The sequence below is a fragment of the Pseudomonas migulae NBRC 103157 genome (assembly GCF_002091715.1).
GTDB classification, from domain to species: Bacteria; Pseudomonadota; Gammaproteobacteria; order Pseudomonadales; family Pseudomonadaceae; genus Aquipseudomonas; species Aquipseudomonas migulae_A.
Genome location: NZ_BDAG01000077.1, coordinates 1 through 11535 on the forward strand (window position 1 = coordinate 1; position 11535 = coordinate 11535).

The 11535-nt window shown below is 61.3% G+C and carries 12 protein-coding genes; 9 read left to right on the forward strand and 3 right to left on the reverse strand.

Annotated features, from left to right (window positions below):
• Positions 1–200 precede the first annotated feature (200 nt).
• Entirely contained in the window at positions 201–770 is a 570-nt protein-coding gene (locus tag PMI01S_RS30245; protein ID WP_084323836.1) for a chorismate mutase, read from the forward strand.
• Positions 771–774: 4 nt separating this feature from the next.
• Here the strand turns inward: PMI01S_RS30245 and PMI01S_RS30250 are convergent, their stop codons facing one another.
• Positions 775–1164 (reverse strand): c-type cytochrome, encoded by a 390-nt coding sequence (locus tag PMI01S_RS30250; RefSeq protein ID WP_084323837.1) that lies wholly within the window; start codon positions 1162–1164, stop codon positions 775–777.
• 176 nt (positions 1165–1340) lie between these two features.
• On the opposite strand from PMI01S_RS30250, the gene PMI01S_RS30255 reads away from it, so the two are divergent.
• The 6 genes from PMI01S_RS30255 (at position 1341) to PMI01S_RS30280 (ending at position 8301) form a co-directional block, all read left to right on the forward strand.
• Positions 1341–1826 carry an adenosine-specific kinase gene (locus PMI01S_RS30255; RefSeq protein WP_084323838.1) on the forward strand — a complete coding sequence of 162 codons (486 nt, stop codon included), beginning with the start codon at positions 1341–1343 and terminating at the stop codon, positions 1824–1826.
• 159 nt (positions 1827–1985) lie between these two features.
• Positions 1986–3359, forward strand: coding sequence for a glutamine synthetase family protein (locus PMI01S_RS30260; protein ID WP_084323839.1), 1374 nt, complete (start codon positions 1986–1988; stop codon positions 3357–3359).
• 7 nt (positions 3360–3366) lie between these two features.
• Positions 3367–4758 carry an aldehyde dehydrogenase family protein gene (locus tag PMI01S_RS30265; RefSeq protein WP_084323840.1) on the forward strand — a complete coding sequence of 464 codons (1392 nt, stop codon included), beginning with the start codon at positions 3367–3369 and terminating at the stop codon, positions 4756–4758.
• Positions 4759–4761: 3 nt separating this feature from the next.
• The gene (locus tag PMI01S_RS30270) at positions 4762–5922 is read left to right on the forward strand and encodes an iron-containing alcohol dehydrogenase (protein ID WP_084323841.1); all 1161 of its coding nucleotides are present in this window, start codon (positions 4762–4764) and stop codon (positions 5920–5922) included.
• A gap of 115 nt (positions 5923–6037) precedes the next feature.
• Positions 6038–7594 (forward strand): amino acid permease, encoded by a 1557-nt coding sequence (locus PMI01S_RS30275; RefSeq protein ID WP_084323846.1) that lies wholly within the window; start codon positions 6038–6040, stop codon positions 7592–7594.
• Between the two features lie 287 nt (positions 7595–7881).
• Complete coding sequence (locus PMI01S_RS30280; RefSeq protein WP_084323842.1) at positions 7882–8301, forward strand: organic hydroperoxide resistance protein; 420 nt, start codon at positions 7882–7884, stop codon at positions 8299–8301.
• Between the two features lie 51 nt (positions 8302–8352).
• Here the strand turns inward: PMI01S_RS30280 and PMI01S_RS30285 are convergent, their stop codons facing one another.
• Positions 8353–8688, reverse strand: coding sequence for a hypothetical protein (locus PMI01S_RS30285; protein WP_084323843.1), 336 nt, complete (start codon positions 8686–8688; stop codon positions 8353–8355).
• A gap of 202 nt (positions 8689–8890) precedes the next feature.
• Here PMI01S_RS30285 and PMI01S_RS30290 point away from each other — a divergent pair, with 202 nt between their 5' ends.
• Positions 8891–10603 carry an amidase gene (locus PMI01S_RS30290; RefSeq protein ID WP_084323844.1) on the forward strand — a complete coding sequence of 571 codons (1713 nt, stop codon included), beginning with the start codon at positions 8891–8893 and terminating at the stop codon, positions 10601–10603.
• Between the two features lie 59 nt (positions 10604–10662).
• Here the strand turns inward: PMI01S_RS30290 and PMI01S_RS30295 are convergent, their stop codons facing one another.
• Positions 10663–10917, reverse strand: a complete 255-nt coding sequence (locus PMI01S_RS30295) for a hypothetical protein (RefSeq protein ID WP_084323847.1) — start codon at positions 10915–10917, stop codon at positions 10663–10665.
• 174 nt (positions 10918–11091) lie between these two features.
• On the opposite strand from PMI01S_RS30295, the gene PMI01S_RS30300 reads away from it, so the two are divergent.
• Complete coding sequence (locus PMI01S_RS30300) at positions 11092–11331, forward strand: hypothetical protein (protein WP_084323845.1); 240 nt, start codon at positions 11092–11094, stop codon at positions 11329–11331.
• Positions 11332–11535: the final 204 nt, after the last annotated feature.

Consider the following 11535-nt stretch of genomic DNA (forward strand, 5'->3'; position numbering starts at 1 on the left):
TTGCCGAAGGTGGTTCCGACCGTCTGATCGAAAGCCGCGCTGTATGAATGAATAGCCCTACTGCGGTACTCAACAAAAAGCCCGGCCTCACCCGCCGGGCTTTTTCGTGCACAAATAAAATGGGCTCCCCCTTAATGCCTCTGTCTCACCTGTGATACATAGCACCTGATTGCGAGTCCCGTTCCCAATGAGGTTTGCCCATGTTGTGTTCCCCACGCCTGCCGCTGCTGTTGACCTGCGCCCTGTCCGGTTTACTCACTTGCGGCGCGCAAGCCGGCACGCCTTCCCCGCCGCCCGCCAGTCTGCAACCGCTGCTGGTGACGATGAACGAACGCCTGAATATTGCGGATCTGGTGGCGCTGACCAAATGGGACAGCCGCAAGCCGATCCAGGACAGTGCCCGGGAAGCGCAAGTCATCGCCAACGCCCGGAAGCAGGCAATTACACGCAAACTCGACCCAGACGAAGTCGCCGAGTTGATCGCCGCACAGATCGAAGCCAACAAACTGGTGCAATACGGACTGCTCGCGCAATGGCAAGCGGCGGGCAAGGCACCTGACATGCCACGGCCCGACCTTGCCGGACAAATCCGCCCACGGCTGGATGAGCTGCAAAACCGCCTGCTGCAGTACTACGCCGATTTCGCGCCCTTTCGCAAAGACCCGAACTGCGCCCAATGGCTGGCCAGGGAGCGGTCCGCGCTGATCAAGGATGGCCTGCATGGACAGGCTCTGATCCGCGCCACCGGGGATTTGTGCGTGACGAATTGATGGGCTACTGCGGCTGAAACGTCTGCAAGTACGCCAGCACATCCTCGATCTTCTCCGGATCGCTGAGCCCCCAGAAAATCATCCGGGTGCCGGGCACCACTTTCTTCGGTGCTTCGAGGTAAGCGGTCAGTGTCTCGCGGGTCCAGACAATGCCGGCGGACTTCATCGCGTCGGAGTACTGGTAGTCCGCCACGCTTGCCGAAGGACGCCCGAAAATGCCATTGAGTTGCGGGCCGAAACCGCCTCGCGCCGACTCGCCCACTTGGTGGCAGCCGCCGCAGATCCGCGTGAACAGTTTCGCCCCGGCTTCAACATCCCCCGCCGCTGCCACCGGTGTGCAAAACGCCCCCGCCGTCAGTGCAATGACGAAGGTGAGGGCTACAGCTTTTATCATGTTCGGTTCCCGTGAGGTCAATCGGCGCATTTTCGCGCCTACCTTACCCGATTGCGAACGCCCGACGGGCACTGGTCACTCAAACATCGGCGTGCGTGTGAATCTCCTAAAATGAGTCGTGAAACCTGAGCGGTTGCCAGACCCTGGCAGCACCGTCGCGAGAGGAGGTGTTCGAGATGCAACTCATCACGCAGAAAATCGACAAGCCGCAAGACACGAATTTCATTCTTGGCCAGACCCACTTCATCAAATCCGTCGAGGACATTCACGAAGCGTTGATCAACGCGGTGCCGGGCATCCGCTTCGGCGTGGCCTTTTGCGAAGCCTCGGGCAAATGCCTGGTGCGATGGTCCGGCACCGATCCCGCCATGATCGAACTGGCCCAGAGAAATGCAAAAGCCATCGGCGCCGGGCACAGCTTCATCATTTTCCTGGGCGACGGCTTTTACCCGCTGAACATACTGAACACGGTCAAGACGGTTCCAGAGGTGTGCCGGATCTTTTGCGCAACCGCCAACCCCACCGAAGTGGTGATCGCCGAGACAGCACAGGGACGCGCGATTCTGGGTGTGGTGGATGGCTTCTGTGCCACGGAGATCGAAGGCGATGAAGACATCCTGTGGCGCAAGAACCTGTTGCGCCAGATTGGCTACAAGCTGTGAATTTAGCGGCTTATAGGGACTTGCAGTTTTCAACAGTAGGCTAAGCTTGGATCAGCTCATTGCTCACGATGCTCGATTCTGCAGGGTTTAGGTTGTTCTGGAGAGCGTCTGCAACAGCTATCTCAGACAGGCCCAACCCTTTCACGCAGGATTGACGTGATGACCGAGCCCCTCCTCAGTTTTGATGCGCTCAAGCGCGCTGCTGCCGCTGGTGAAATCGACACCGTACTGGTCTGCATGGTCGACATGCAGGGGCGCCTGGTCGGCAAGCGATTCCAGGTCGAGTTTTTCATCGACAGTGGCCACGAAGAAACCCATTGCTGCAATTACCTGCTGGCCGACGATATCGACATGGAGCCGGTGCCGGGTTACGCCGCGGCCAGTTGGAGCAAGGGCTATGGCGACTTCGTCCTCAAGCCCGACATGTCCACGCTGCGGCGCGTGCCCTGGCTGGAATGTACGGCGCTGGTGCTGTGCGACGTGCTCGATCATCACCATCGAAAAGACTTGCCCCACAGCCCGCGGGCGATTCTGAAGAGGCAGGTCGAGCGCCTGCGCGAACGCGGCTACACCGGCATGTTCGCCTCGGAACTCGAGTTCTATCTGTTCGATGAGAGCTACGAGGCGATTCACCAGCGCAACTATCACCAACCGAAAACCGCCGGCCATTACATCGAGGATTACAACATCCTGCAGACCACCCGCGAGGAACCGGTGCTGCGGGCGATTCGCAAACATCTGCAGGCCTCGGGCATTCCCGTGGAAAACTCCAAGGGTGAATGGGGGCCGGGCCAGGAAGAAATCAACATTCGTTACGCCGATGCCATGACCATGGCCGACCACCACGTGATCATCAAACACGCCTGCAAAGAGATCGCGCAGTTGCAGGGCAAGGCGATCACATTCATGGCCAAGTGGCGCTATGACGCCGCCGGTTCCAGCAGCCATATCCATAATTCGCTGTGGGACAAAAACGCCAAAAAGCCACTGTTCTTCGACGCGAAAGCCGAGTTCGGCATGTCGAAACTGATGCGCGCCTGGGTCGCCGGGCAGCTCAAGTACGCCAACGACATCACCTGTTTTCTCGCGCCGTACATCAATTCGTACAAGCGCTTCCAGGCCGGCACCTTCGCACCGACGCGGGCGGTGTGGAGCCGGGACAATCGCACCGCCGGCTTTCGTTTGTGCGCCGAAGGCAGCAAATCCATCCGCATCGAATGCCGCATTGGCGGCGCTGACCTCAACCCTTATCTGGCCTTTGCTGCGCTGATCGCGGCAGGCCTGGCCGGTGTCGACGAAAAGCTCGAGCTCACGGCGCCGTTCGAGGGCGATGCCTACCTCGACGAGCATCTGCCGGAAGTGTCGAAAACCCTGCGCGACGCCTGCTCCGCCCTCAAGGGATCGGGCATGTTGCGCGAGGCGTTCGGCGATGAAGTGGTCGATCACTATGTGCACACCGCCGAGTGGGAGCAGAAAGAATACGACCGGCGAATCACCGACTGGGAACTGCAGCGCGGCTTCGAGCGCTATTGAGAACATCATGACGGCCAAGGTTCAGCTCATTTCACCGGTCGATGGCCGGGTGTATGTCGAACGCGATTATGCCGATGCGGCGCAAGTCGAGCAGGCCCTGTCGGCGGCCGTCACCGCCCAGGTTTCATGGCAGCGCCGACCGCTGAGCGAACGCGCTGCTTTGTGTACCGCCGCCGTTGACGCGATGCTGTCGATGCAGCCGGACATCGTCCCGGAACTGGCCTGGCAGATGGGTCGCCCGGTGCGTTTTGGCGCCGGTGAACTGCGTGGTTTCGCCGAACGCGCTCGCCACATGATCGCGATAGCGCCCGACGCATTGGCAGCCGTGGAACCCGATCCTGTTACCGGTTTTCGGCGCTATATCAAACGCGAACCGCTCGGCACGGTGCTGGTGGTCGCGCCGTGGAATTACCCGTACCTGACGGCGGTGAATACGATCATTCCAGCGCTGATGGCCGGCAACAGCGTGATCCTCAAACACGCCACGCAGACGTTGCTGGTCGGCGAACGGTTCGCCGAAGCCATGCGTCGCGCCAAGCTGCCCGAGGGGCTGTTCCACAACCTGCTGCTCGACCATCAGCAGACGTCCGCCATCATCGCTTCGGGCCGCGTGCACCAGGTTAACTTCACCGGTTCGGTCGAGGCCGGCAAAGCCATGGAAACCGCTGCCACGGGACGTTTCATCGGCGTTGGCCTGGAACTCGGCGGCAAAGACCCGGCCTACGTCCGCACCGACGCCAACCTTGAGCACGCGGTGGAGAATCTGGTGGATGGCAGCTTCTTCAATTCCGGGCAAAGCTGCTGTGCGATCGAGCGCATATACGTCGATCAAAAAATCTATCCGGCATTTGTCGAGCGCTTCATCGCACTGACAGGCCAATATGTATTGGGTAATCCGCTGGACGAAGCCACCACACTGGGTCCGCTGGTCACACCCGGTGCCGCTGATTTTGTTCGTGGACAGATTGCCGAAGCGCTCAAGCAAGGCGCCAAGGCGTTGATCGATCCAAAGGCTTTCCCCGCCGACGCGCCAGGCAGCGCCTACCTTGGGCCGCAGGTGCTGGTGGACGTGAGCCATCAAATGTCAGTCATGCGCGATGAAAGCTTCGGCCCGGTGGTCGGCATCATGCCGGTGGCAGGCGACGACGAAGCCATCGCCCTGATGAACGACAGCGCGTTCGGTCTCAGCGCATCCCTGTGGACCCAGGACCTCGCCGCCGCCGAACGCCTGGGCAACGAGATCGCCACCGGCACCGTGTTCATGAACCGTTGCGATTACCTGGACCCGGCGCTGGCCTGGACCGGGGTCAAGAACAGCGGACGCGGCGTCACGCTCTCGCGCCTGGGTTACGAGCACCTGACCCGAGCCAAATCCTTTCATCTGCGCCACGAGGTGTAGGCCATGAACCTGACTGGAAACTGGAACTACCCCACCAGCATTCGCTTCGGTGTCGGCCGCATCGCCGAGCTCGCCGAGGTCTGTCGCAGCCAGGGTATCGAGCGACCGTTGCTGGTCACCGACAGTGGCCTGGCGCGTGCGCCGATCACCACGGCGGCGCTGGAATCGTTGCGCGCCGCAGGGCTGGGCGTCGCGCTGTTCTGTGACCTCAAGCCCAATCCGGTCGAAGCCAACCTCGCCGGCGGGCTCGACGCCTGGCGCGCCGGGAAACACGACGGTGTGGTGGCCTTCGGCGGTGGCAGCGGCCTGGACATGGGCAAGCTCATCGCGTTCATGAGCGGCCAGACCCGACCGGTGTGGGATTTCGAAGACATCGGCGACTACTGGACCCGCGCCGACGACAGTCACATCGCCCCGGTCATTGCAGTGCCGACCACGGCGGGGACCGGTTCCGAAGTCGGCCGCGCGGCGGTGATCATCGACGAACGCACCCACACCAAACGCATCATCTTCCACCCGAAAATGATGCCGCGGGTGGTCATCAGCGACCCTGCGCTTACGGTCGGCATGCCGGCAAAAGTCACCGCCGGCACCGGCATGGATGCGTTCGCCCATTGCCTGGAATCGTACTGCGCCCCCGGTTTTCATCCGATGGCCGACGGCATTGCGGTGGAAGGCATGCGCCTGGTGGCGAATGCCCTGGTGCGCGCCGTGCACACCCCCTCGGACCTTGAGGCGCGGGCGCAAATGCTCGCCGCTGCGGCGATGGGCGCCACCGCATTCCAGAAAGGCCTGGGCGGCATGCACGCGCTGTCGCATCCAGTGGGCGCGCTGTACGACACCCACCACGGCATGACCAACGCCACGTTCATGCCCTATGTCTTGCACTTCAATCGCCCGGCCATCGAAGAGCGCATCACCCGCCTCGCGGCATACCTGCGCCTGCCCTCCCCGGGCTTCGACAGTTTCCTGGCCTTCGTTCTCAAGCTGCGCAAGGACATCGGCGTGCCGCACACGCTGTTTGAACTGGGCGTGGATGACCGGCAGGCCGACTTGATCGCGGACATGGCGATCGTCGACCCCTCGGCCGGCGGCAACCCGCTGCCGTTGACCAGGGAAGGCGTGGCCCACATTTTCGACGCGGCTTTTCACGGCCGTCTCTAGATCCGGAGCAGTCAGTGGTATCGGTTGAAAAAAGGAGCAGTACGACAAGGTGTTGAAGGCCAACCCATTGCGCACACGCCAGTGGATTGAATCAAAACCTGATGGGGTACACAGCATGAACCCAGCAAGCCAGCCCGGCACCGACGCGCACGACGATGACGTCAAGGCGCTGCACAGCATGGGCTATGCCCAGCAACTCTCGCGACGAATGGGCGTTTTCTCCAACTTCGCGATTTCCTTTTCGATCATCTGCATCCTCTCCGGCGGCATCAACTCACTGGCCCAGGGCACTTCGGGTGCAGGGGGTGCGTCGATTGGCATCGGCTGGCCCATCGGGTGCCTGATCTCCGGAGTGTTTGCCTTGGCCATGGCGCAGATTTCCTCAGCCTACCCCACCGCTGGAGGTCTTTATCACTGGGGTTCGATTCTCGGTAACCGCTTCACCGGCTGGCTGACGGCCTGGTTCAATCTGCTGGGACTGATCACGGTGCTGGGCGCCATCAACGTCGGCACCTACTACTTCTTTTTCGGCGCCTTCGGACCGGCCCTCGGCATGGAAGACACCACCACGGTCAGGGTGGTTTTCCTGGCGATCCTGACCGGCATCCAGGCCTTGTGTAATCATCTGGGCATCGGCCTGACCGCGAAACTCACCGACTTTTCGGGCTACCTGATTTTTGCCACGGCGCTCGCCTTGACCATCGTCTGCCTGATCTCGGCACCGAGCTATGAATTCGCCCGCTTGTGGACCTTCAGCAACTATTCCGGCGAAGCCGGCGGCAGCGTCTGGCCACAGGTGTCGAACGGCTGGGTGTTTATGCTCGGCCTGCTGCTGCCGATCTACACCATCACCGGTTATGACGCGTCGGCGCACACCTCCGAAGAGACCCACAACGCAGCGATGTCGGTGCCGCGCGGCATGGTCATGTCCGTGATCTGGTCGCTGCTGTTCGGCTGGGTGATGCTCAGTTCGTTCGTCCTGATGCTGCCGAGCATGGACGAAGCGGCAAAACAGGGCTGGAACGTGTTCTTCTGGGCCATGAACGCCCAAGTGAGCCCGAACATCAAACTGGCGCTTTACGTGGCGATTTTTATCTCGCAATTCCTCTGCGGGCTGGCGACCGTGACCTCGGTGTCGCGCATGATCTTCGCCTTCTCCCGGGACGGCGGCCTGCCCTGCTCGAAAGCACTGGCCTCGGTCTCGCCGAAATATCGCAGCCCGGTGGCGGCCATCTGGACCGGCGCCACCCTGGCGGTGTTGTTCGACTGGGGCTCGTCGGTGATCTCGATCGGGGCAACGCCGGTCTACACCATCGTGGTCTCGTGCACGGTGATCTTCCTGTTCTTCTCTTTCATCATCCCGATCGTGCTGGGCCTGTTCGCCTACGGCACCGCGAAGTGGCCGACCATGGGGCCGTGGAACATGGGACGCGGGTTGTATTCACTGTTCGCCATCCTCTCGGTGCTTTCAATGGTGTTGATCTTCGTCATCGGCATCCAGCCACCGAACGACTGGGCGCTGTACATCACCATCGGCTTCCTGGTGCTGACGGCCATCGTCTGGTTCGGTTTTGAAGCGAGGCGCTTTCAGGGGCCGCCGACGGGCGATCTGATCATCAAGCGTCAGGCGGAAATTGCGGCGGTGGAGGCGGCACTGAACAAGCAAGTGTGAAGGCTTTACCTGTAGGAGCGAGCCTGCTCGCGATGGACGTTAACGATGACGCGTGTTTTCTGAATAAACGCGCCGTTCTCGAGTCCATCGCGAGCAAGCTCGCTCCTACAGTTATCGATTTGTATCGATCTGTATTTTCGCGGGGAGATCTTACACAGCGTTACACAAGCGCCTGATCAGGACACATCCGCACTACATGAGGATGAAAAAGTGGGCCGCATCGGACATTCAGACGTTTCCGATGAACAGCGATATACAGAGCCCAAAAACCTCAGCAGGAACCCGCCATGATCAATCAAATCGACACCGTGCTTTACACCGGCAAGACCCACACGACCGGAGGTCGCAACGGCGAGTCGCGAAGTGACGATGGACGTCTGGATATCAAGCTTTCCGCCATCGGATCTTCAGGCACTGGCACCAACCCTGAACAACTGCTGGCAGCAGGCTGGTCTGCGTGCTTCATCGGCGCGATGGGTAAAGCGGCGGTTGCATTGAAAGTGACGTTGCCAACCGACGTCGCGGTCGATACCGAAGTGGACCTGGGCAAGACCGAAAACGCCTTTTTCCTTCAGGCACGTCTCAACGTGAGCCTTCCGGGCCTCGATCCTGCGGTTGCGCGAGCGGTGGTGGATGCCGCGCACCAGACCTGCCCGTATTCGAAGGCGACCCGTGGCAACATCGACGTCGTGATCAACCTGGTTTAACCAGGGCGAAAAGCGCGGCCTGCCATTGCGGCAGGCTGTGCTGGTGACCGCTTACTGAACGTTTTTCAGCTTGACCACATCACCGGATACCTTGGTGGTGTAACCGGTCAGGACCCAGGCCCAGAACCAGTTTTCCTGCACTTGGGTGTTGATCAGTGCGTCGCCGCCCTTGGCCTTGATCGCCGCGTCTTGCGCGCGAACGAAACGGCTGTTCTGGCGGATCGGGATGACACCGAACAGCAGCAAGCCGGTGGCACTGGCTTCGCTGTGGCCAACGACGGTGTATTGGCTGGCATCGTATTGCTGGGTCTTCATCGGCGCGCCGGTGCAACCTGCCAGAACCAGACCGAACAGGGAAACGGCAACCACTTTGCTGAGGTAATTCACTGAGTAACTCCATGGGAAAACGCCCGGGATCCATCTCTCGAGCGGCGCACACTTTACCGGAGGTAGTGGCCAATTGGTATCAGGTCGACGACTACCTGATATGTGTTGCCCATCAACCGTCCTGGCACTGGCAACGACCCCTTCATTGGACATACCATGCCGCGCATTCACTTCTTCCCCATCAGCAAACGGCGGTAACAGCATGATCGAGGTCACCGAGGTTTCCATTGCCGAACTGCGCGCGGCGCTCGAATCCGGCCAGACCACTGCAGTGGAACTGGTCCAGGCCTATCTCGCCAGAATCGACGCCTACGACGGCACCGACACGCCCACCGCCCTCAACGCGGTGGTGGTACGCAATCCCGAGGCGCTCAAGGAAGCGCAGGCTTCCGATAGTCGGCGGGCGCAGGGTAAAACGCTGGGGCCACTCGATGGCATTCCCTATACGGCCAAGGACAGTTACCTGGTCAAAGGGCTGACCGCCGCCTCTGGCAGTCCCGCCTTCGCCAACCTGATTGCCTACCGCGATGCGTTCACCATCGAACGGCTTCGCGCCGCCGGGGCGATCTGCCTGGGCAAGACCAACATGCCACCCATGGCGAACGGCGGGATGCAGCGCGGCGTTTATGGCCGTGCGGAAAGCCCCTACAACGCCGGTTATCTCACCGCGCCTTTCGCCTCGGGTTCGTCCAACGGTGCCGGCACCGCCACCGCTGCCAGTTTCGCAGCGTTCGGTCTTGCTGAAGAAACCTGGTCGAGCGGTCGCGGCCCGGCCTCGAACAACGGCCTGTGCGCCTATACGCCGTCGCGCGGGGTGATTTCGGTGCGCGGCAACTGGCCGCTGACGCCGACAATGGACGTGGTCGTGCCGTTCGCCAGAACCATGGCTGACCTGCTCGAAGTGCTCGACGTGGTGGTGGCGGAAGACCCCGACACCCGCGGCGACCTGTGGCGGATGCAGCCCTGGGTGCCGATTCCGAGTGTCACTTCGGTGCGCCCCGCGTCCTATGCCGAACTTGCCGCGAAGCCCGACGCCCTCGCCGGCAAGCGCCTCGGTGTTCCGCGCATGTTCATCAACGCCGACCCCGAAGCCGGCACCAGCGAGGCGCCGGGGATTGGTGGGCCGACGGGGCAACGCATCAACACCCGGCCTTCAGTGATTGCGCTCTGGGAAGAGGCACGCAAGGCACTCGAAGCCGCGGGCGCCGAAGTGATCGAAGTCGATTTCCCGCTGGTCTCCAATTGCGAGGGTGATCGTCCGGGCGCGCCGACAGTGTTCACCCGGGGTCTGGTGTCGAAAGAGTTCCTGCATCATGAGTTGTGGGACCTGACGGCCTGGGCGTTCGATGATTTCCTGCAGGCCAACGGCGATCCGAAACTGAACCGCCTGGTCGACGTCGACGGGCCGCTGATTTTCCCCCACGATCCGGGCACCCTGCCCAACCGCGAAGGTGACCTCGTCGCGGGCATGGACGAGTACGTGCGGATGGCCGAACGCGGCATCACGCCGTGGGACCAGGTCACCACCGTTCCCGATGGGCTGCGCGGACTTGAACAGACCCGCCGCATCGACCTTGAAGACTGGATGGACCGGCTGGGCCTCGATGCGGTGCTGTTCCCGACGGTGGCTGACGTCGCACCGGCAAATGCCGATGTCGATCCGGCCTCCGCCGACATCGCGTGGAGCAATGGTGTCTGGGTCGCCAACGGCAACCTCGCCATCCGTCACCTCGGTGTTCCGACGGTCACTGTGCCGATGGGCATCATGCCGGACATCGGCATGCCGGTCGGGCTGACGTTTGCCGGTCGTGCCTATGACGATTCGGCGCTGCTGCGCGTTGCCTCGGCGTTTGAATCGACCGGATCGAAGCGCAAAATCCCGCCTCGAACCCCACCGTTGTCGACTGGTAAATAATGGAAATACGGGATCGGGGCACACGCTTCAATCCCGTTTTTTTTCAACCGGAACACGCGTCATCGACCGTGGTAATCCTCCCCCGCGACCGCCCGCAAATACGCCTCGTCGCCCTTCGTGCGCAAGTCTCGCCACTCCTCCCAATCGATGATGCCCTGGCGATCCATTTCATCAGCCTGCCGCAGCAGTTCTTCATGGTAGGCATCCGGACATTCCATGCGCAGCGAGCAGTTTTCGAGCACACGGTGCCAGGCGTCCAGTGCATGAAGTTTTTGCTCCTGAGCCCTCGTCAGCAGGTTTCTGAATGAATTCATGGCGGCGGCTTCCACGGTCGTTCGTTTCTGAATGGAGCGATGGGGTGCGACACAGGTTCATCGCGACCGACTGGAGGTGCGCCTGTCACCGGGGGTCGACTGTCGTGGGCAAAAAATCTCGAACTCCCGGGTGACCGTCGCATCCAATGATTCAGGCAAACGGAGGTACGCGACATGAACACTGATGACCGTGACAACGCGCTCGAATCGCAAGCGACATCTAACGCTCCGCCCACCGATACGTCGGGCAAACCGGTGAATGTGGTCGAGCGGGATTTGCAGGATAGAGACGATGAAGCCGAAGGTGTCGATCAAGCCATCGCACCCGCTTCCACCCGAACCAAGGAGCAGGACGCCGAGGAACTTCAGCGGAAAATCGATGAGATAGAGCGCAAGGTCGCCGACGGTAATTAGCCTCCGAGTGGAGTGTTTTTCACTGGTGGGTGGGGTTGGGTACATATCCATTTCTGCGGTAACGGCGGCTATTGGTTCCGCCCTTACGGCGGGTTACTTGGAAAAGCGCCAAGTAACCAAGCGCCTGCGCCCCTGACGTACGGTGCCTCGCTATGGCTCGGCATGCCCTCGCTCCGGTCCTGCTCCGTGGGCCCGCCGCCATCC